We start from the raw sequence: 18,972 nt of genomic DNA, 5'->3' as shown, positions 1-18,972 counted from the left end.
CTTTCGATACCTCACACCCTCACCGAGCGTCTGTGCCATCCCGTCGCACCGTTCGGGCGCGGCGAGCTCCGTTCCTCGCTCTGTACGTCTCCGTCGCGCGTGATCGCCCGAACGACGACCTCGAACTCGTTTCGGTCCGGTGCCTCGAACGCGTACCGCCAGCGTCGCCACGCATGCGGCGCGATCGGCTCCTCCAACTCCGCCTCACTCCAGGAGTTCCCGCCATCGACGCTGACTTCGACGGCGGCAATCTCCTCGACGCCGGTCTCTAAGCCGCCGAATGCGACACCTCCGACGGTCACCCTGTCGCCGTCGCGCTCGGCCCCGCGCACGTACGACATCGTGTTGACGATGGCCTCTTCGTTCCAGCCGCGCTGCTCCCAGTAGGCGTCGTGTTCCGTCTCCGAGAGCTCGATCCGCGTGATCCACTTGGTCATCTTCATCCCGTACCGCCCGGGGATGAGCAGCCGCGCAGGGAACCCGTGTTCCGCCGTGAGTGGAGCCGAACCCATCTGATGAGCGATCAGGATATCCTCGCGCTCGACGATACCGAGCGGGATCGCCTCGCTGTACCCGTCGGCCGCGTGAGTGACGACGTCGACCGCTCCGCCAGCGGGGGTCGCGTCCGCGACGAGGTCGGACAACTGGATGCCCGTCCAGCGGGCAGTGCCGATGAGGTTTCCGCCGACGGTGTTCGAGATACAGAGCATCGTCGTGATCTGCTCGACGCTCGCGTCGTGCCCGCGGAGGTCGTCGTACGACAGGCTGTAGGGTTCATCGACCGCGCCGTCGATGTCGAGCGTCCACGTGTCGGGATCGACGCTCGGCGGTCGAATATTGATGTCGACGACGTAGTGCTCATCGGCGGGTGTGACCGCCGGAGGCATCCCCGCGAAGTCGAACCGCGGATCGCCTACGGAGGGAGTCGATCGGTCCGCAGCGCCACCGGCGGAACCGCCCGCGTCGCCGCCCGCGACCGCAGCGCTTCTCCCCCGGTCCGTGAGGCGGTCGAACCCGGCTCGAAGGACGACGGCCGATCCCGTCCCGACGACGGCGACCGCACCGAGTCGGCGGAGGAACCGCCGTCGGTCCGGGGACGGGTCGGCCGCCGAGAGCAACCGGCTCGCAACGAGCGGAAACCCGACAGCGACGGCGAGAGCCAGCGCCGTTCCCGCCGAGAACCGCCCACCGCTAACCGCGAGCGCCGTGGCAGTCAGCCCGAGGCCCGCGACGACGGCAAGCGGCGTCGCCACTTGTCGATTATGCGGCCAGAGGATCCACGCACCCGCCGCGACAGCGACGATTCCGACGAGCACGCCGCCCAACAGCACCGGCTTGGCCGAAAATCCCAGCAGACCGATCGCGAGCGTCGACAGCCACCCCGGCGACCGAACGATGATCCCCTCCGCGATCGCGACCGGGGCGAATTCACCGACGAGCGGTGTTGCTACGTACAGTCCGACGAGCCACGCCGCGCCCGCGATGGCACCGACGACGCCGCGTCGGCCAGCCCTCGAATGCATAGTGTTACCAAGCGTCGCAGACGGTTAATGAGTACGGCCGATCCACGATGGCGTTCGATCGCGTATTCGGCCGGTTCACGCGTGGTGACGCTCGGTCGCGTATTCGATCTCGGTCGCGTATTCGATCAAGCCAGGCGCGGTGATGCTCTGTCGTATATTCGACGGGATCACCCGTGATGGCGATCGATCACGCGCTTCGCCGCTTCGGCTTTCTCCTTCCAACCGTATCCGGCCTCGTAGACGTGACGCTTCGCGTCGACGAGCGCTTCGGGCGAGGATTCCTCGAAACCGCCACGGGCCCACGTACCACTCTCGTGCAGCCATTCGATCACGTTCTCGCGCGTCTCCGACCACGAGAGCCCGACCATCTCGTACCACGCGATCATTGCGAAGACCGCGTTGTCGTGACAGCCCGGAACACTCCCCTGGCGGTAGAGGGTTCGCATCGGCTCGCGCGTCGGCTCCGAGACGTGTTCGCGGAACTCCGCGGCCGTGCGTAGGCGGAGCACGTCGTTGGCTTCCGTGATTCGCTCGTCGCGTTTCAGCCGTTCGAGCGCCGATCGGTGGAGCGCTCCCCACTCGCCGTCGATCGCGTCATACAGGTCGGCCTCCCCGGTCGGTTCCGCCGTGAGTCGGGCGACGATGTCGACGTAGGCTTTCTCGACGTCCGGCCAGGGCGTCCCCTCGAAGTCGCAGTCGGCGCTGTGGAGGCTGTTCGTGGCCCGGCAGTCGGGACACGGGTAGTCGAACTGCGGCACGGGGAGAGAGTGGAGACCCGCCGTCTTAGGTGATACGGTGTCGGTGTCGCGGGGTGTCGAGACGTATCGCGGACTCCCGAGTCCGTCGACCCCGTCCGACAGGTCGGAGCGCGGCGCGCGAATCTCCGACCGTCGTGTTTATTCGACGGCGGTGGAAACGGGAAGGCGATGCCGATGGACCCGCTGTACGCGCGGTACCCGTTCTTCGAGGGCGCGCGCGAGGCCGTCCGCGAGGCGGATATCTCGCCAGCGGCGCTCATCGCGGAGGACGCACCGGCGGTCGAGCGGGCCACAGAGCGGGTCGAGCGGGCGCTGATGGAGGGAACCGTCGCGGCCGAGGAACCCCACCGCTGGGACGACCGCGAACGACTGCTCTCCTACCCGATCGCGCGGATCCTCGTCTCGCTGATCGAGACGCCCGCGGCGGTCGAAAAGTACGCGACTGCGGAGGCGTCGACGGCGCGCGAACGCTTCGCGGCCGATTTCGCGGCCGACGACGACTTCCAAAGCACGGGAATCACCCGCGCGTCGCTCGACGACGTCCTCCGCGAGTTCGACCTTTCGGCGGCCGTGCGTCCCGAACCGATCGACGGACCCGGGGACGGTCGTTCGCGCCGCGGCGGACGAGGCCCCACGCACTACTGGATCCGCATCGGACCGTATCTGGAATTGGCCGACGCCGACTGGGGCGAGCGGTGGCGACTCGTCAACCGGGAAGTCGCAGACGGAGCGGTCCGGATACCCACCGACGGCCTGCTTCGACTCCTCGAAGCGGCCGTGCAGCGGCGGGTCGCGGGGGGCCTCCCGTTCGAGGTGCGCGGGACCGACGGCGGCGACGCAATCGCCGATGCGCTCGAAGACGCCGTCGCCGAACTCCGCTCGCTTCTCAACGACACCGAAACGGCCAGTACCGGCCAAATCGAAACTGTCGTCCCCGCGCTGTTCCCCCCGTGTATGAAGGCGCTGGTGCGGCGCGCGCGCGCGGACGAATCCCTCTCGACGCACGCCGAGTTCTCCCTCGTCTCGTTTCTCGTGGCGCTCGGGATGGACAGTGAGGACGTGCTAACGCTTCTCGGCGCCGAATCGGGTGACGGCGAAGAGCATTCCGCCAAAGCGCGTATCGAATCGCGGGTCGAGTACCTCACGGAGAGCAACGGGACGCAGTACCCGCCGCCCTCGTGCGCGACGATGAAAGCCTACGGCGACTGCGTCGATCCCGACGAGCGCTGTGAGACGATCTCGCATCCGCTATCGTACTACACAGACGCACTGCGGGACGCGGGCGACGTCCGCGACTGGCGCGAAACCGCCGGTAGCGACTGAGGACCACGCTCTCGGTACTAACTCACAAACGCGCTGTCCGGCGGTCAGAAGTTCCTCGACGGAGAGTGGGTGACGAGATCAGTCTTTGAGAATGACGCCGACGAGAGCCATCACGAGAATAAACAGTACGATCGCGCCGACGAGTGCGAGGCCGCCGGTCTCGCCCAGATCCGGACCGTACGTCGCCCCGATGCCGACGAAGAGGGCGAAGAACGCGCCGACGGCGACGATAGAGACCACGATCTTCCGGCGCATCGCCGCATCGATTTCCATACCCGAGGTTCCCGAGGACGTTCTAAAAGGGCTTCGATGCGGCGTTACGTCCCGATACTCCAGTTGAAACGAAGGTTTAGGTCCGTCGAGCGCGTAGGGATACCGACGAGAGGACGACCTCTCGCAATCACTGATGACGCACACACGAAACACATCCGCGTCAGACGAAGAAACGGCACCAGCAGCCGCTACGCGACGCGGTTCGACAGGGTCGAGATCACACGGACGCCAACACGCCGAGCTTGGCGATCGTCGCTCGGACGGTCGTCCTCCCGCCGACGACCGCTCCCACGCGCCGACGGAACGACCGTTTCCGGTCGACGGACAGACGGGACGGGCGTACCGCGCTCGGACCGAACCGATGACGGTCCGACCGCTTCGAGACGGTCGGTACGTCGTCGAAACCGCGGGCGGAACCTACGTCGTCGACGTCGAGCGCGAGACGTGTACCTGTCCGGACAGCGCGATCAGGGGCGTTCGCTGCAAGCACCGCCGACGCGTCGCGCTCGAAATCGAAGCCGGGCTCGTTCCCGGGCCGAACGAGCGCGAACGCGTCTGTGCGGTCTGCGGCGGCCGCGCGTTCGTCCCAGACGACGGCGACGAGCGGTCACGAGAGGATCCAGCGGATCACCCCGCGTTGTGCGAACGGCACGAGCGCGCACCCGGCGAACTCGTTCGGGATCGGGAGACGGGATCGCTGCTCGTCGTCGCCGATGCGCTCGGAACACGGGCGGACGCGACGCAGACCACGGAAGGACGGCTCGTTTCCTCCTACGAGTCGAACGCGGCCTACGGCGGACACGAGCCGGTGTTCGCGGTTGTCTACGTCGACTCGCTGCCGGTCGACGACGTCAGCGACAGCCGCCGGTACCTGTTTCCGGCCTCCCGGCTCCGCTCCGTTACAAGCGATCGCGACAACGCGGGGAACGCTCGAAGGAACGCGAATGGTAGTGAATCGGCGGCGAGAGACAGGGGGACGCACACCCTACTCGGCGTCGTCGCCGACGTCGGAGAGGCGTGACTGAGCGGGACCGCCGACGAACGAATCGAAGTCTTCGCCCTCCGCGAGCGCCGTCTCCTTTTTCACGCGGTAGTTTCCGCCGTCGGTCACGTGGAGATCGCCGGGGTGGAAGAAGTACCACGACTCGCGGTCGAAGCGGACCGCGATCCGCGCCTTCGCGCCGAAGTTCCGCGCGAAGTAGATGAGCGCCTCGACCTCCTCGCCCGAGAGATAGATCGGTCGCCCGGAACTGGATTTCGCCTCGATCGCGTAGAAGACGTCGCCGTCCCCGGCCAGAACGTCCGGGAGCTCCCGCTCTGTCGCCGATCCCGACGCGGGGGCGCGCATCACCGCGAATCCGGCCTCGTCGAGCCGGTTGACCAGTTCTCGCTCGCGGCGGTCGCCCTTTCGATTCGCGGACATACCTCTCCTCGGTTAGTGAAGGATTTAAACCGGACGACACCAGTTTCCGACGACGTCAGAAGAAATCCGCGGGTATATATGTCTTAAAACCCACTTGTTGGATAATACGTCGTTCCGTCGGGCAGATACGGAGCGTTGCCGCACATACAGATGACTACTGATACACCAGTCTCGAACGTCGTTCTCGTCACTGTTGATTCCCTCAGAGCGGACGCGATCGGCGCATACGACCGAGAGCGCCACACGCCGGTGATGGACCAACTCGCCGAGCGCGGGACCGTGTTCGAGCGGGCGTTCGCCAACGGTAACTGGACGCCGTTTTCCTTCCCCTCGATGCTGGCTTCCCGACCGGTGTTCGCCGATTCGGGCGAGATCGGCGTCGAGAACGTGCCGACCCTCGCACGGACAGTCTCCGATGCGGGGGTGGCAACCGGCGGGTTCAATGCGGCGAACGGGTTTCTGACCTCGCATTGGGGATACGACGACGGCTTCGACGAGTTCGAGCCGTTCGTCGCCAGCGTCGGATCAAGCATCTACAGCAAGTATCTCGCCACCCACCCGACCGTCGAGGCGTGGCTCCAGCTTGCGGCCTCGCCGATCAGACGGATCAAATCGCGGCTCGCTGGCAACGCCGACGATCGACCCTTTCTGGACACTTCACGGATGTTCGACGTCGAACACGCCGCGATAGACTTTCTCGACGACGCCTCCGAACCGTTCTTCCTGTGGGTCCATTATATGGACACGCACACGCCGTACGTACCCGCTCCCCGGTACATTCGCGAAGTGTCGTCCGGACTCGTGGGGACCCACCGAATGCTCCACGCGCACACCCGCACGGGCCTCGGCTGGGAGGTCGGCGAACGGACCCTCGACGACCTGCGGACGCTGTATCAGGCCGCCGCCAGGCAGGTCGACGCCAGTATCGGCCGACTCCTCGAGGAACTGTCGGCGAACGGTCTCGACGACGAGACGGCCGTCATTCTCGCGGGCGATCACGGCGAGGAGTTCCAGGAGCACGGCCACTTGGCGCACTACCCGAAGCTGTACGACGAGCTGATTCACGTCCCGTTCATCGTCGACGTGCCGGGCGCGGAGGGACGACGCGTCGAAGAGCAGGTCGCCCTCGATTCGATCCCGCCGACGGTGGGCGATCTCCTCGGCATCGACGCGGCCGAGGAGTGGCTCGGCGAATCGCTCGTCTCGACCGTCCTCGACGGCGAGGAGCCAGCGGGAGAGCCAGTCGTCTCGGTCACCGTCCGCGGCGAGGACGTGACCGCACAGCCGATCCCCCGCTCGCTCGACGACGGCGACCTCATCGTCAGCGTTCGCAACCGCGATTGGACGTACATTCGAAACGTGGACGACGACGAAGCGGAGTTGTACTACCGACCGGACGACCCGACGCAGCAACGGAACCGACTCAGCGAGGTCGGCGTCGATGACGCTGACGCCGGGGATATTGACACCATAGACGCCGATGACGGTGTCGCGGCGTTCGTCGAGGAATCTCGCTCGATCGTCGACGCGCATACAGAGCTCCTGCGGAACGCGGAGCGCGACGCCACCCAAGACGGGAAGACAGCGGAACGCGTCGACGAGGACTTGGAAGCTCGGCTGGAGGCACTGGGCTACCGATAGATGGTTCGGAGCTTCCTTCGTAACCTCCACAGCGGACCGCTCGTCGTTCAGTTACGTCGGTTCGTTATGGTCGGCGCGGTAACGGCCGGAATCCAGATGGCGCTGTTGTGGCTGTTCGTGGACATCGTGGGCCTCTTTTACCTACTCGGCGCGCTGTTCGCTATCGAGATCACGATCATACTCTCGTACGTTCTCAACAACGCCTGGACGTTCGAGGCGACCCAGAACACGGGGACGATCGAGTTCCTCACTGGACTGCTCAAAACGAACGTCGTCCGCGGGACGGCGATTCCGATACAGTTGGCGGTGCTGTACCTGCTCGTCGAGTGGCGGTCGGTTCCGTATCTCGCGGCCAACGCCGTCGCCATCGTCATCAGCGGCGTGTACCGCTACGTGCTCGATGCGAAGTGGACGTGGGGCCAGTAGCAGTAGCGGTCCCACGAGATTCCCCGACGAAAAGCAGGCGATGCGATTACGTACCGTGGCTCCAGCTACTCATATACTCCGCCTGCTCGTCGGTGAGTGAGTCGAAATCGACGCCCTCGGCGTCGAGTTTGATCTCTGCGACTTCCCTGTCGAGATCGTCGGGGACGTCGTAGACGCCAGCGTCGTACTCGTCGCCGTGCTCGACGAGCTCGCGGACGCAGACGGCCTGAATGCCGAACGACTGGTCCATCACTTCCGCGGGGTGACCGAGCGCGATGGGCGAGGCGAGGTTGACGAGTCGTCCCTCGGCGAGAACGTTGAGACGACGGCCGTCCGCCATCTCGTAGGCTCGGACGCCGTCGCGCGCCTCGTACTCGTCGACGGCGAGTTCGGACAGCGCCTCCAGATCGATCTCGATGTCGAAGTGACCCGCGTTCGCGAGCAGGACGCCGTCTTTCATCTCCGCGAAGTCCTCGCGGGTGATGACGTCGCGGTTGCCCGTCGTGGTGATGAAGACGTCGCCGATCTCGGCGGCCTCGTTCATCGGCATCACGTCGTAGCCCTCCATATGCGCCTCCAGCGCGCGGCGCGGTTCGACCTCGGTGACGATCACGTCGGCGTTCTGCCCGGCGGCCTTCTTCGCGACACCTTTCCCACAGTACCCGTAGCCAGCGACGACGACGTTCTTGCCCGCGTACGAGAGGTTCGTCGTCATCGCGATCGTCGCGAGCGAGGACTCGCCGGTCCCGTGGACGTTGTCGAAGAGCCGCTTCATCGGCGTGTCGTTGACGGCGAAAACGGGGTACTTCAGCTCGCCGTCGGCGTCCATCGCCCGGAGCCGGTGGACGCCGGTCGTGGTCTCCTCGGCCCCGCCGACGATGGTGTCGATGAGTTCGGGGTAGTCCTCGTGAATGGCGTACACCATATCCATCCCGTCGTCGACGGTAATCGTCGGGTCGTGAGAGACGACCGATTCGATGGCCGCGTAGTAGTCGTCGTCGCCGACGCCGCGCTTGGCGTAGGAGGTGATGTCGTCGTTGGCGTCGAGCGCCGCGCTCACGTCGTCGTGCGTCGACAGGGGATTACACCCCGTGATCGCGACCTCTGCACCGCCGAGCGCGAGGAGTTCGACGAGGTTCGCGGTCTTCGCCTCGACGTGCATCGCCATCCCGATGACCTGGCCGTCGAGCGGCTTCGATTCCCGGAACTGCTCGCGGAGTTCCCGCAGAATGGGCATGTGTTGCAGCGCCCAGTCCATCTTTCGCCGCCCCTCCGTGCGAGCGCTCTCGACCTCGTCGAGCTGCTCACTGATCGGTGGATACGCACTCATACACGTCGGTTACCACAGACGGAAGAAAACGCTACCGACCTCCCTTTTCCGGGTGGGTTTTCTCGCGGTCCGAGAACTGGGAAACCGCGCCGTCTCGATATCCGTATTCTCGCGGACTGCGCGGTTACACCGACCGGTGGTTCCCTTACGTCTCGCGTCCCGCGCGCAACGCGTCACTATCGACGTCTCGGAACTCGAATCTGGCCCCGCCCGCGTCGCTCTCTGTCACCCGTAGGTCCCACTCGTGAGCGTCGACGACCGTCTCGACGATCGATAACCCGTATCCCGTTCCGTCAACCGCCGTCGTGTATCCCGAGTCGAACACGCGCCCGCGCTCTTCCGTCGGGATTCCCGGACCGTCGTCTTCCACGTAGAAGTCCGGGCCGTCGCCGATGTGTCCGACTCGTACCGTGGCGTCGGGTCCGGCGTGTTCGCTGGCGTTGCGGAACAGGTTCTCGAACAACTGCTGGAGTCGGTCGGGATCGGCCGCGATCTCCGCCGTGCAGTGTGCCTCAAGCGTCGCGGCTGGCGTCTCAGCATGTTCCCACGCCCGGGCGACGACATTCGCGAGAGAGATGCGTCGAAGTTCACCGATTCGCCGCCCCTTGTGGGCGAGCCAGAGCAGGTCGTCGATAATCCGCTCCATCCGTTCGTGGGCGTGCTCGACCTCCTCGAGGTGCGTCGTCGATCCGGTCTCCTGCGCCAGTTCGAGATATCCCCCCGCCACCGAGAGCGGATTCCGCAGGTCGTGGGAGACGACGCTGGCGAAGTCCTCAAGCCGGTCGTTGCGCTCCCGCAACTCTCGACCCTTCTCGATCCGATCGGCCACTTCCGACAACGCGGTGGTGAGGACGTTGAGAATCGCTTCGTCGGACGCGTCGAACGCGTCACGACGGGCCCCACCGACGACCAGCACGCCGCGAGATCCGATCGGAACCACGAGCCCGCTCTCGATCTCGGTGTCGCTCGCACTGGCGTCGAAGCGCTCGGACTGCCCCCTCTCGAACGCTTCTCGAATCAGCGGGCGATCCGACCCCGCGGCACGGAGCGCCGCCACGACCGGTGTCGCGAGACTGGTCTGCGTCACCACGACGAACTGGTCCCCCGGTTCCTCGTATCGGTAGATCGCGTGGGCGTCGATGCCCGGGAGGTTCGAGAGGTTCCGATCGACGAGCGAACACAGCTCCGTTTCGGTGTCGGCGTCGAGCCACTCGATCATCGATTCGTAGAGCCCGTGAAGCTGTCGCTCGCGTCGCCGCTGGTCGGTCACTTCAGCGTTGACCGCGACGAAACCTTCGATCGATCCGTCCGCACCCTCGACCGGTGCGATGGTCTGATCGACGACGTACCGTTCGCCGCGGTTCGTGCTGTTCGTCAGTTCGCTCCGCCAGACATCCCCCGAGAGGATCGTCTCCCAGAGGTCGGCGTAGAACGCTTCGTCGTGCACGCCGGATTTCAGGATCCGCGGCGTGCGGCCGATGGCTTCCTCGGCCGTGTAGCCCGTCGCCGCCTCGAACGCGGGATTCACGTAAGTGATGGTTCCGTCCGGTTCGGTGTAGTATATCGAGTGCCCGGAGGCCTCAACCGCCGTTCTGAACGTCCGGAGTCGTCGCGTCTCGCCGCGCTCGGAGCCCGGTTCTGTATTTTCGGCGTTTCGGTCGGCGACCGCCGCTCGCACTCGCTCCCGGAGCGTTTCGTGATCATCGGTCGCCGCCGTCTCCCGAACGACGTACCCCGTCACGCCCGCGGTGATCGCGTCGCTGGCGATCCGTTCGGAACCCGCGGTCGGATAGAGGATGAACGGCAGCTCCGGATCGTCCGCGCGGATCGCACGGAGCAACTCGACCCCGGTCGTCGATCCGAGATCGTACGCGGAGACGACGCAGTCGCACGCCGTCCCGTCGAAAGTCGAAACCGGGTCCGGTGGTCCGCTCGCCACCACCTCGAACGCGTCGTCCGACCGTTCGAGCACCGTCGCGGTTCGTTCCGCAGCGGTCTCGTCGCTATCGACGTATCGCACCCGGATCCGATCGGACGCCGGTTCCATCTGCTCTGCGGTTCGGTCTCGCAGTGTCGTTAGTCTTGCCATCCGCCGCTTGTACGGGGGAAACTCCACGAACGACGACGGAATACACGACGACGCGTCAATCGCTCCCACAGACATCACTCACCCGACACTCATCCACCGACGCGCCACTCGTCGTCCACGGCGACGGCCCTCACAGCGACTGGACGTCCTCGCTCGTTACGACGCGGTCCTCAGGCAACTGTGCGATGCAGTCGTGACACAGGAAGAACTCGCCGCCGTCATCGAGTTCGAGCGTCATTCCGCCCGTCGATTCGGTCTGGAACGACCAGAAATCTCCGATCCCACCGGCGATTCGCACGGAACGTCCGCAGCCCTCGCAAGGTTCACTTGTCATATCGGGACAAGGGAGGGGACGCTGATACCTCCTGCGGCACAGACGCCCCCCCTTCCGTCCGTGCCATTCATACAGTGTGAACGAGTATCATATGTAAATGAAACTGAACTGCGAGGGCTGTGCGGGCTGCTGCATCGACTGGCGGCCGCTCGCGGAGGCGCCCTCCGAACACGAGCGTCGGGGTCCCGGCGAACCGCTCGACGACGCGTACAACCTCGTGCCGTTGACGCGGGATGAGGTGGCGCGGTTCGTCGAACGCGGGTTCGGCGACGCGTTGACGCCCCGGCTCTGGCGCGTCGACCGCGAGACGCCCGGCGTCGTCGTCGACGGGGTTCGGATCGCCGCCGTCGACGGTCGACCCGCGTTCTTCGTCGGCTTTCGAAAGCCGCCGAAACCGGTCGGCCCGTTCGAGACCGAGAGACACTGGCTGCGGAGTTGCGTCTTCCTCGATCCCGAGACGCTCCAGTGTCGGATTCACGGCACCGATAGCTACCCCGACGAGTGCGCCGCGTATCCGAGCCACAACCTCGATCTCGGCGTCGAGACCGAGTGCGAGCGGGTCGAAGCCGAACACGGGGGCAATCGGCTCCTCGACGACGCGCCCGAGGGAAGCGCCGGACTGCTCCTCGGTCCGCAGGCGATCGGCGCGAAGGTGTTCGCCTACCCCGACCCCGACGAACTCGCGGGTACCGTCGATCGGATGCGTCGGGACGCGCTGACAGCGACGGACCGAGCGGCGTTCGTCGGCGTCGCCGTCGGATCGAGCCCCGGCTCGCTGTCAGTGAACGAGGATCGCACGGCCGCAGCGACGGCAGAGGTGCTCGACGCGGACTCGTGGGTTGGCCGCGCGATCGACGAGTGGGTCGACGCGGCCGGGACCGAGGGCTCGCTCGCGACGGACCCGCCGAACGCGGACGCCGTGGAAGTCGCCCGCGGCGCGCCGGAGACGCCGGGGTGGGACGCGGTCGCGGGCGAGCGGCATCCGGACGGTTCGCTCGGCGAGAACGGGTGAGACGACACGGAAGCGGGCGTTAACAGGACAGAGAAGCACGCTTTAACAGGATACGGAACCATACTCAACTATGAGAGTTCTCGTGACCGGTGCGACCGGATTCGTAGGGCGACGGCTCGTCCCCGAGCTGCTCGCGGCCGGACACGACGTGACGGTGCTCGTCCGGGACGCGAGGGAGTACGACCCCGATTCGTCAGTCCGCGTCGTCGAGGGTGACCTCCTCAACCCCGGGAGCTTCGACGCCGCGCTGGACGTGGAGGCCGCGTATTATCTCGTCCATTCGATGCGCTCCGGTCCAGATTTCGAGGAGCGGGACCGGCGCGCGGCGCGGAACTTCGTACGCGCCGCGTCCGACCGCGGAGTCGAACGCGTAGTCTATCTCGGCGGTCTCGGCGAGGAGCGCGACCGCCTTTCGGAGCACCTCCGCTCGCGACGGGAGGTCGAGCGCCTCCTCGGAGAGGGAGCGTACCGGCTCACGACGTTACGAGCGGCGATCCTGATCGGGCGCGGGTCAGCGAGTTTCGAGATGATCGAACAGCTGGGGTCGCGACTGCCGGTGATGGTGACGCCGCGGTGGGTGAAAACCCCCTGTCAACCGATCTTCGTCGACGACGCCATCGCGTATCTCGTCGGCGTGCTCGACGTCCCCGAGACGGCGGGCGAGACCTACGAGATCGGCGGGCCGGACGTGCTGACGTATCTGGAAATACTGACCCAGATCGGCCACCTCCAGGGGCACGACCCGGTGATCGTTCCGATTCCGATCCTCTCTCCGAGGCTGTCGTCGCTCTGGATCGGCCTCGTCACCGACGTTCCGGCGTCTGTCGCTCGGCCGCTGATCGAGGGGTTGAAAAATCCGGTCGTCGTGCACGATCACCGGATCGAATCGCTGATCGACGTCGCTCTCACGCCGTTCGACGAGGCGGTTCGGCGGGCCCTCATGGAGGGGTCTAACGGCGGTGGAGAGTCCCGCGCGAGCGACGACGCCGAACATCCCGGCTCCCGTTCGGAATCCGGAACGACGGACGGAGCGCCCGAACGCCGATGAGTCGGTCACACTCCCGCTACGAGTCAGGGGTCGACCTGTACGGTGAGACGTGGGTTTACGAGAGCATCGTCGGCGCGATCCCGGGACTCGAACTCTCTGACAGCCAAGCGATCGCGGTGCAGGTACTGCTCTTCGAGACGGGTATACTCGTTCTCGCGTGGTTCTACGACCTCTGGGCGGCCGCGTTACCCGGGACCGTCGCGGTGGCCGTCGCCGCCGTCGGAAGCGGCGTGATGCGCCAGTTCGGTCGTCGAACGCGTCGGCTCAATCTGCCCGAACCGTATCGACGCCTCCTGTTCGGATCGAGTATCGAGACCGTTCTCGGGATCGTCGCGTTCGTCGGCCTCGTCACGTACCTGTTCGTCGTCGATCCCCGGACCGCCGACGCCCCGCTTCTGACGGCCCTGTTCGGCCCCGAACCGCCTGTCCCGGTAGTCTTCCTGACGCTGTTGATCCTCTGGGACCTCTGTTACCGCATCGGGACTTCGTGGTGGGTGGCGGTCGCCGCGCTCTGGCGGTCGTGGCGATACCCGTTCGACGCCGGGACGGTCCGCCGCCTCCGTCGTCTGGACGCGTTCAACATCGGGTTCGGGCTGACGCAACTCGCGATGGTCCCGTTCCTGACTGATCACCCGGTGCTGCTCGCCGCCGTGGCCGGTCACGTCGTCGCGGTAGCCGTCGTCTCACTGGCGGCGATTGCGACGCTGAAGGTTCGCTAACGCCGATATCCGGTCAAAAAAGGCTACTCTCCCTGCATTCGCTTGAACTGGTCGAGGAGCGCCTCCGTGGAGTCGCCCGAGTCGTATTCGATAGACCCTCGATACACGTTTCTGTCGTCCGAAAAGTCCGTATCGACCGTCCCGTTCTTCCGCTCACGACGCTCGTGTTCGTCGTCGTCGTATGCGCCCATCGACATGGTACAACCTACCGTGTGAGTGGTACCCACATATATGTATCGCCGGTCCCGGCCCGAAACGGGCGTCGGATTGGCGATCGATCAGGCGACAGTATAAACCGACGGCCGCGCTACTGGCGCGTGTGGCACGTCCGCTTCGCTTTCGACACGCGCCCGGTCGCTGGACCGAAGACCGGGTGGTCGGCCAGATCTACCGCGATTTAGACCGCAATCTCGGCGCGACACGTCGCCGTCCGTGGTTCAAACAGCCCGCTCGCTACCGCGGCGAGCGCTTCGAGATGGATAACGGCGACGTCGCGCTCTTTCTGTGGAACGACGATGAGGCCTACTGGCTCGGGAACACCGAGACACCGGAGGCGCTCTGGCGCACTGAGAAGTACAGCTTCGAGGACATTCCCGACGACGTCTCGCGGTGGGCGACGCGCGAACTGACCGCCCAACTCCACGATGAGAGCCCGTGGTTGAAACCGTACCCGCACCTCTCGTGGTACTTTCTGCCGGTCTTCCTCTCGAAAGACGGTCGCGAGACCACGCTGGCGTTCTTCGACGAACACGCCGCGGGGTTCCCTGACGCGACCCGCGAGGAGGCGCTCGAATTCTACGAGACGTTCTTCCGGACCCGGGTGCTCGACCCGTGGCGCGAGGTGATGGCCGGGAAACTGGGTACCTCGGAGTATCTGGATCTCACGCGGATGACCGCCGCGATGGGCGAGTTCAACGTCGCCCACGTGCTCGTGGAGGCGGGCTACGAGATCGAGCCGGAGATCGAGGTTTCGACCGGACACGCCATCGACTACCGCGCAGAGGGACAGGACAGCGAGGCCGTGCTCGTCGAGGTGACGCGCCCGACGCCGACGGGAGAGCGACGCGCCGGAACGCCGGTCGCAGCCGTCCGCGACACGGCGGCGACGAAGTCCGACGGACAGCTAGAGGAACACGGCGGCGGCGTTACCCTCTTCGTCGACTGCTCGTCGTTCCCCGACGACGAGTGGCAGTCCGTCATCGCCGAGAAGCCGGAGGTTCATCACCGTCCGGCGGTCGTCTTCCGACTCCGACCGGACGGGCGGGTCGAGGGGTACACGAAGGGAAGCGTTCCGCTCACGCTGCCGTTCTAGTCACTATCCGACTTTGAAAAACGCCGTTCTGAGCCGCTGTCTCTCAGAACGAGACCTGCTCGGGACCGTCCTCGCCCATCGCGTAGGCGTCGCGGTCGCTGTAGTACCGCCGACCGATGGCCTCGTGACCGAGGCCGCACAGCAGCGCCGAGTGCGCGTCGTCGGCGTTGACGTAGGTTTCTGAACCGGCACGGGCGAGTACGTCTCCGAGGCGGGCCGTCCCGTTGGGGAGTTCGATAGTCTGATCGCCGTACGCCTCGATGAGTTCCTCGGTCGTCGCCGGGAACTCGTGAGCGTCGATGAGCTCGCCAGTGTGGTTCAAGCGCATTGCATCCGTGAGTATGTGCCCCAAATTCTTAATGGTTTTCTATGATGGAATATGTACACGCTAAATTCCTTAATGATCATTAATTGTCGAACTGTGTCACGGGAACTGTTGGCACGGTCGCAAGGGCTTTGAGACGTCGCAGCGGATGTAGAGCCGTGACTCGGGAACGCGACGGCGACGCGCCCGCGGCCGATCTCCACGTCCACACCACCGCGTCCGACGGCGTTCTCACGGTCGCGGAACTCGCGGACGCAGCCCGTACCGGCGGCGTCGACGTCGTCGCCGTGACGGACCACGACCGGATCCATCCCGAACTCGACGCGCCGGTGCAGCGGCTCGATGGGGTGACGGTCATCCGCGGTATCGAGCTCCGCGTCGACGCTGGCGATCAGCGCCTCGACCTTCTGGGCTACGGCCTGGAGGCGACAGACGGCATCGAAGCGGTGACGAGACGCATCCAAGAGAACCGCAAGCGGCGCGGGGCGGAGATCGTCGACCGCGTCGAGGACCGCCTCGGCGTCGATCTCGATATCAAATTGACGGACGGAATCGGACGGCCGAACATCGCCCGCGCCATCGCCGAGAGCGACGCCCCCTATGACTTCGATGCGGCGTTCGATCAGTTGATCGGCAACGGATGCCCGTGTTACGTCGAGCGCTACGTCCCATCGTTCTCCGAGGGCGCGGACGTCCTCGGGGAGTCCTGCGCCGTCGTTGCGCTCGCGCACCCGTTCCGCTCGTCGGATCCCGAAGCAGCACTCCAACGCGCTCGTGAACTCGACGCAGTCGAACGGTTCTATCCGTACTCCGGGGCCAGCGCCGAGGTCGAAGACCGCGCGCTGGTCGACGCGGTCGCCGAGGAAGCGGACCTACTGCGAACGGGTGGGACGGACGCCCACGGTCGGACGCTCGGCGTCGACGGACCGTCACCAGCCGCGTTCGAACCGTTCGCCTCCCGTCTGCCGACCGTCTGATCCCGATTCTCGGTGGAGATAGCCGCGAGCGTAGACTTAAACCGCAGTGAGAACGTATGGGACGTGTATGAAGTGCCACTACTGTGACCGGGACGCGGCGTACGCTGCGGAGAAAGACGGTATCAAGGTCGGCCTCTGCGAGCGGCACTTCCGGACGCAGGTCGAGGCACTCGCCGACTCCGAGGAGTTGGCGGCGATCCGCGAGCAGATCGATATCGACCGAACCGAATAGCTCGCGACGACGGACCCGTTCGATCGCTGCGAAACCGCGACTCGTCCCGTCTGATCTCACTACCGATCTTCACGTAACGACGTTCCACAGTCCGGACACTGCGTATCGAGAATCGTCACCGACGCGTCGCAGTCGGGACAGAACTCGCGGTAACAGGCTCGCTCTCCCATCAGTTGCCGTTCGCAGCCGGGACACAAATTCACTTCGTTAGCTGGGGGAGTCCCTCCTTCGACAGCGACGCCCTAGCGGGGCGATTCCCTGCGCTAGCGGGGTTATTCTCCGCGCTAGTGGGACTACTCTCTCTCTCCGCTAGTAGGTGTGAAGCTCTCCGCTAGTAGGCGTGTTCTCTCGCATACGAAAAAATTCGGCTCGTCGCAGGCGTTCGGCGCGCGGTTCGTGCGGAACTGGGGTGGGTGTGGTGTGGCGTGTTCGGAGCCGCGCTTACATTGCGCCGCCCATACCGCCCATACCGCCCATGCCACCCATTCCGCCGGGTGCGCCGCCGGGCGCGCCGCCCTCGTCGCCGCCGTCGTCGCTGCCGCCGCCCTTGAGGTCGCCAGCGGCGATGACGTCGTCGATGCGGAGGATCATCACGGCCGCCTCGGTGGCGGATTCGATGGCCTGCGTCTTCACGCGGAGGGGTTCGACGACGCCGTCGTCCTGCATATTGACGATGTCGCCGGTGTAGGCGTCCAGACCCGCGGAGATGTCGCCGTCGGAGTGCTCCTTGCGGAGGTTGACGAGCGACTCGATGGGGTCGAGACCGGCGTTCTCGGCGAGCGTGCGCGGGATGATGTCGAGTGCCTCGGTGAACGCCTCGATCGCGAGCTGCTCGCGGCCGCCGACGGAGCTGGCGAACTCGCCGAGCCGCATCGAGAGTTCGGTCTCGCTCGCGCCGCCGCCGGGCAGGACCTGACCGTCTTCGAGCGTCGTGCGCACGACGCCGAGGGAGTCCTCGATGGCGCGTTCGAGCTCGTCGACGACGTGCTCGGTGCCGCCGCGGAGGATGAGCGTGACGGACTTCGCGTCCTCGACGTCCTCGACGAAGATGCGCTCGTCGCCGCCGATGTCCTTCTGGGCGACGGAGCCGGCGAAGCCGAGGTCGTCGGCCTCGATGTCGTCGAGCGAGCCGACGACGTTGCCGCCGGTCGCGCGGGCGAGACGCTTCAGGTCGGAGGACTTCGCGCGGCGAACCGCGAGGATGCCCTCCTTCGCGAGGTAGTGCTGGGCCATGTCGTCGATGCCGTCACCGACGAAGACGACGTCGGCGCCGACGTCGACGAGCTGGTCGACCATCTCCTTCAGCTGGGCCTCTTCCTGGTCGAGGAACTGCTGAAGCTGGTCGGGGTCGGTGACGTTGACTTCCGCGTCGATCTCGGTCTCGCGGACTTCGAGGGCGCCGTCGAACAGCGCGACGTTGGCGTCCTCGACGCCGAAGGGCATATTCTCGTGGACGCGCTCTTTGTCCACGATGACGCCCTCGACGAGCTCGGAGTTATCGATCGAGCCGCCGACAACCTTCTCGACGGAGACGTTGTCCGTGTCGATGCCCTCGTCGTCGGCGACGGCCAGCACGGCGTCGACGACGAGTTCGGCGAGCAGGTCCTTCGAGGACTCCGCGCCCTTACCAGTCATCGCCGTTTCGGCGATCTTGACGAGCGTGTCGCGGTCTTCCTCGCCGACTTCGATGGCGTTCTCCTCGAGAATCTCCTTGGCCTTCTCCGCGGCCTGTCGGTACCCCTGCGCGATGGTGGTCGCGTGGACGTCCTGCTCGATGAGTTCCTCGGCCTGATCGAGGAGTTCACCGGCGACGACGACGGCGGTCGTGGTGCCGTCGCCGACCTCGTCCTCCTGCGTCTCGCTCACTTCGACGATCATGTTCGCCGCGGGGTGATCGATGTCCATCTCCTTGAGGATCGTTACGCCGTCGTTGGTGACGACGACCGATCCGGTGGAGTCGACGAGCATCTTGTCCATCCCTTTCGGACCCAGTGTGGTCCGGACGGACTCGGCGACCGCTTTCCCCGCCGAGATGTTCATCGATTGTGCGTCCTTACCCTGCGTGCGCTGGGAGTCTTCGCCCAGAATGATCATCGGCTGACCCTGCTGCATTCGCTGAGACATAATCACCCAATGATTGTTTGTGATTCTATAAAAAGGCATCGCAAGCGGCATCGAAAAGCGGTATATGCTCCCGAATGTGGGTGTTAACATCTCTCACAGTATC

The 18,972-nt window shown here is 65.5% G+C and carries 20 protein-coding genes; 10 read left to right on the top strand and 10 right to left on the bottom strand.

Annotated features, from left to right (window positions below):
• Positions 1-11: 11 nt before the first annotated feature.
• Together FJT57_RS10520 and FJT57_RS10515 are read right to left on the bottom strand one after the other, a co-directional pair.
• Positions 12-1,523, bottom strand: a complete 1,512-nt coding sequence (locus FJT57_RS10520) for a molybdopterin-dependent oxidoreductase (RefSeq protein WP_144904942.1) — start codon at positions 1,521-1,523, stop codon at positions 12-14.
• A 167-nt stretch (positions 1,524-1,690) separates the two neighbouring features.
• Positions 1,691-2,281 (bottom strand): DUF7474 family protein, encoded by a 591-nt coding sequence (locus FJT57_RS10515; RefSeq protein ID WP_144904940.1) that lies wholly within the window; start codon positions 2,279-2,281, stop codon positions 1,691-1,693.
• A gap of 174 nt (positions 2,282-2,455) precedes the next feature.
• On the opposite strand from FJT57_RS10515, the gene FJT57_RS10510 reads away from it, so the two are divergent.
• On the top strand, positions 2,456-3,604 hold the full coding sequence (locus tag FJT57_RS10510) for a DNA primase large subunit PriL (protein ID WP_144905322.1): 1,149 nt from the start codon (positions 2,456-2,458) through the stop codon (positions 3,602-3,604).
• Between the two features lie 78 nt (positions 3,605-3,682).
• Here FJT57_RS10510 and FJT57_RS10505 read toward each other — a convergent pair whose 3' ends face one another.
• Positions 3,683-3,877: a DUF7472 family protein gene (locus FJT57_RS10505; RefSeq protein WP_144904938.1), complete on the bottom strand. Its 195-nt coding sequence runs from the start codon at positions 3,875-3,877 to the stop codon at positions 3,683-3,685.
• A 361-nt stretch (positions 3,878-4,238) separates the two neighbouring features.
• On the opposite strand from FJT57_RS10505, the gene FJT57_RS10500 reads away from it, so the two are divergent.
• Positions 4,239-4,898 (top strand): SWIM zinc finger family protein, encoded by a 660-nt coding sequence (locus FJT57_RS10500; RefSeq protein ID WP_203229147.1) that lies wholly within the window; start codon positions 4,239-4,241, stop codon positions 4,896-4,898.
• On the opposite strand, the gene hjc is transcribed toward FJT57_RS10500, so the two are convergent.
• On the bottom strand, positions 4,863-5,300 hold the full coding sequence (gene hjc, locus FJT57_RS10495; RefSeq protein WP_144904934.1) for a Holliday junction resolvase Hjc: 438 nt from the start codon (positions 5,298-5,300) through the stop codon (positions 4,863-4,865). The genes FJT57_RS10500 and hjc overlap by 36 nt on opposite strands.
• 150 nt (positions 5,301-5,450) lie before the next feature.
• On the opposite strand from hjc, the gene FJT57_RS10490 reads away from it, so the two are divergent.
• Both FJT57_RS10490 and FJT57_RS10485 read left to right on the top strand, forming a co-directional pair.
• On the top strand, positions 5,451-6,941 hold the full coding sequence (locus FJT57_RS10490; protein ID WP_144904932.1) for a sulfatase: 1,491 nt from the start codon (positions 5,451-5,453) through the stop codon (positions 6,939-6,941).
• On the top strand, positions 6,942-7,367 hold the full coding sequence (locus tag FJT57_RS10485) for a GtrA family protein (RefSeq protein ID WP_144904930.1): 426 nt from the start codon (positions 6,942-6,944) through the stop codon (positions 7,365-7,367).
• Between the two features lie 46 nt (positions 7,368-7,413).
• Here the strand turns inward: FJT57_RS10485 and FJT57_RS10480 are convergent, their stop codons facing one another.
• The 3 genes from FJT57_RS10480 to FJT57_RS10470 all read right to left on the bottom strand — a co-directional run bounded on the left by FJT57_RS10480 (position 7,414) and on the right by FJT57_RS10470 (position 11,120).
• Entirely contained in the window at positions 7,414-8,697 is a 1,284-nt protein-coding gene (locus FJT57_RS10480) for an adenosylhomocysteinase (protein WP_144904928.1), read from the bottom strand.
• 145 nt (positions 8,698-8,842) lie between these two features.
• On the bottom strand, positions 8,843-10,744 hold the full coding sequence (locus tag FJT57_RS10475) for a receiver/sensor box histidine kinase (RefSeq protein WP_162524333.1): 1,902 nt from the start codon (positions 10,742-10,744) through the stop codon (positions 8,843-8,845).
• A 172-nt stretch (positions 10,745-10,916) separates the two neighbouring features.
• On the bottom strand, positions 10,917-11,120 hold the full coding sequence (locus FJT57_RS10470; RefSeq protein WP_144904924.1) for a DUF7561 family protein: 204 nt from the start codon (positions 11,118-11,120) through the stop codon (positions 10,917-10,919).
• A 97-nt stretch (positions 11,121-11,217) separates the two neighbouring features.
• Here FJT57_RS10470 and FJT57_RS10465 point away from each other — a divergent pair, with 97 nt between their 5' ends.
• The 3 genes from FJT57_RS10465 (at position 11,218) to FJT57_RS10455 (ending at position 13,899) form a co-directional block, all read left to right on the top strand.
• Positions 11,218-12,132 (top strand): YkgJ family cysteine cluster protein, encoded by a 915-nt coding sequence (locus FJT57_RS10465; protein WP_144904922.1) that lies wholly within the window; start codon positions 11,218-11,220, stop codon positions 12,130-12,132.
• Positions 12,133-12,202: 70 nt separating this feature from the next.
• Positions 12,203-13,180, top strand: a complete 978-nt coding sequence (locus FJT57_RS10460; protein ID WP_144904920.1) for an NAD(P)H-binding protein — start codon at positions 12,203-12,205, stop codon at positions 13,178-13,180.
• Positions 13,177-13,899, top strand: a complete 723-nt coding sequence (locus FJT57_RS10455; RefSeq protein WP_144904918.1) for a DUF7530 family protein — start codon at positions 13,177-13,179, stop codon at positions 13,897-13,899. Before FJT57_RS10460 ends, FJT57_RS10455 begins: the two co-directional genes overlap by 4 nt.
• 23 nt (positions 13,900-13,922) lie before the next feature.
• On the opposite strand, the gene FJT57_RS16675 is transcribed toward FJT57_RS10455, so the two are convergent.
• The gene (locus FJT57_RS16675; protein WP_203229146.1) at positions 13,923-14,096 is read right to left on the bottom strand and encodes a DUF5786 family protein; all 174 of its coding nucleotides are present in this window, start codon (positions 14,094-14,096) and stop codon (positions 13,923-13,925) included.
• Between the two features lie 122 nt (positions 14,097-14,218).
• On the opposite strand from FJT57_RS16675, the gene FJT57_RS10450 reads away from it, so the two are divergent.
• Positions 14,219-15,211, top strand: coding sequence for a DUF5784 family protein (locus FJT57_RS10450; RefSeq protein ID WP_144904917.1), 993 nt, complete (start codon positions 14,219-14,221; stop codon positions 15,209-15,211).
• Positions 15,212-15,254: 43 nt separating this feature from the next.
• Here FJT57_RS10450 and FJT57_RS10445 read toward each other — a convergent pair whose 3' ends face one another.
• The gene (locus FJT57_RS10445) at positions 15,255-15,539 is read right to left on the bottom strand and encodes a DUF5789 family protein (protein WP_144904915.1); all 285 of its coding nucleotides are present in this window, start codon (positions 15,537-15,539) and stop codon (positions 15,255-15,257) included.
• A 155-nt stretch (positions 15,540-15,694) separates the two neighbouring features.
• Here FJT57_RS10445 and FJT57_RS10440 point away from each other — a divergent pair, with 155 nt between their 5' ends.
• Both FJT57_RS10440 and FJT57_RS16670 read left to right on the top strand, forming a co-directional pair.
• A complete protein-coding gene (locus tag FJT57_RS10440; protein WP_144904913.1) occupies positions 15,695-16,513 on the top strand; it encodes a PHP domain-containing protein in 819 nt (272 codons plus the stop codon).
• 67 nt (positions 16,514-16,580) lie between these two features.
• The gene (locus FJT57_RS16670; RefSeq protein ID WP_175454563.1) at positions 16,581-16,745 is read left to right on the top strand and encodes a DUF6757 family protein; all 165 of its coding nucleotides are present in this window, start codon (positions 16,581-16,583) and stop codon (positions 16,743-16,745) included.
• A 441-nt stretch (positions 16,746-17,186) separates the two neighbouring features.
• On the opposite strand, the gene thsA is transcribed toward FJT57_RS16670, so the two are convergent.
• Positions 17,187-18,839 carry a thermosome subunit alpha gene (thsA, locus tag FJT57_RS10435; RefSeq protein ID WP_144905320.1) on the bottom strand — a complete coding sequence of 551 codons (1,653 nt, stop codon included), beginning with the start codon at positions 18,837-18,839 and terminating at the stop codon, positions 17,187-17,189.
• Positions 18,840-18,972: the final 133 nt, after the last annotated feature.

Source organism: Halobellus captivus, from assembly GCF_007655485.1.
Classification (GTDB): Archaea; Halobacteriota; Halobacteria; order Halobacteriales; family Haloferacaceae; genus Haloquadratum; species Haloquadratum captivum.
This window is presented reverse-complemented; position numbering and strand designations above follow the sequence as displayed.

What these genes read in the sequence shown, in the direction of transcription:
- FJT57_RS10500 (WP_203229147.1), top strand. Translation starts at nt 4,239, where the DNA reads ATGACGGTCCGACCGCTTCGAGACGGTCGGTACGTCGTCGAAACCGCG.
- FJT57_RS10520 (WP_144904942.1), bottom strand. Translation starts at nt 1,523, where the DNA reads ATGCATTCGAGGGCTGGCCGACGCGGCGTCGTCGGTGCCATCGCGGGC.
- FJT57_RS16670 (WP_175454563.1), top strand. Translation starts at nt 16,581, where the DNA reads ATGAAGTGCCACTACTGTGACCGGGACGCGGCGTACGCTGCGGAGAAA.
- FJT57_RS10460 (WP_144904920.1), top strand. Translation starts at nt 12,203, where the DNA reads ATGAGAGTTCTCGTGACCGGTGCGACCGGATTCGTAGGGCGACGGCTC.
- thsA (WP_144905320.1), bottom strand. Translation starts at nt 18,839, where the DNA reads ATGATCATTCTGGGCGAAGACTCCCAGCGCACGCAGGGTAAGGACGCA.
- FJT57_RS16675 (WP_203229146.1), bottom strand. Translation starts at nt 14,096, where the DNA reads ATGTCGATGGGCGCATACGACGACGACGAACACGAGCGTCGTGAGCGG.
- FJT57_RS10485 (WP_144904930.1), top strand. Translation starts at nt 6,942, where the DNA reads ATGGTTCGGAGCTTCCTTCGTAACCTCCACAGCGGACCGCTCGTCGTT.
- FJT57_RS10510 (WP_144905322.1), top strand. Translation starts at nt 2,456, where the DNA reads ATGGACCCGCTGTACGCGCGGTACCCGTTCTTCGAGGGCGCGCGCGAG.
- FJT57_RS10475 (WP_162524333.1), bottom strand. Translation starts at nt 10,744, where the DNA reads ATGGAACCGGCGTCCGATCGGATCCGGGTGCGATACGTCGATAGCGAC.
- FJT57_RS10465 (WP_144904922.1), top strand. Translation starts at nt 11,218, where the DNA reads ATGAAACTGAACTGCGAGGGCTGTGCGGGCTGCTGCATCGACTGGCGG.
- FJT57_RS10490 (WP_144904932.1), top strand. Translation starts at nt 5,451, where the DNA reads ATGACTACTGATACACCAGTCTCGAACGTCGTTCTCGTCACTGTTGAT.
- FJT57_RS10455 (WP_144904918.1), top strand. Translation starts at nt 13,177, where the DNA reads ATGAGTCGGTCACACTCCCGCTACGAGTCAGGGGTCGACCTGTACGGT.
- FJT57_RS10480 (WP_144904928.1), bottom strand. Translation starts at nt 8,697, where the DNA reads ATGAGTGCGTATCCACCGATCAGTGAGCAGCTCGACGAGGTCGAGAGC.
- FJT57_RS10505 (WP_144904938.1), bottom strand. Translation starts at nt 3,877, where the DNA reads ATGGAAATCGATGCGGCGATGCGCCGGAAGATCGTGGTCTCTATCGTC.
- FJT57_RS10470 (WP_144904924.1), bottom strand. Translation starts at nt 11,120, where the DNA reads ATGACAAGTGAACCTTGCGAGGGCTGCGGACGTTCCGTGCGAATCGCC.
- hjc (WP_144904934.1), bottom strand. Translation starts at nt 5,300, where the DNA reads ATGTCCGCGAATCGAAAGGGCGACCGCCGCGAGCGAGAACTGGTCAAC.
- FJT57_RS10445 (WP_144904915.1), bottom strand. Translation starts at nt 15,539, where the DNA reads ATGCGCTTGAACCACACTGGCGAGCTCATCGACGCTCACGAGTTCCCG.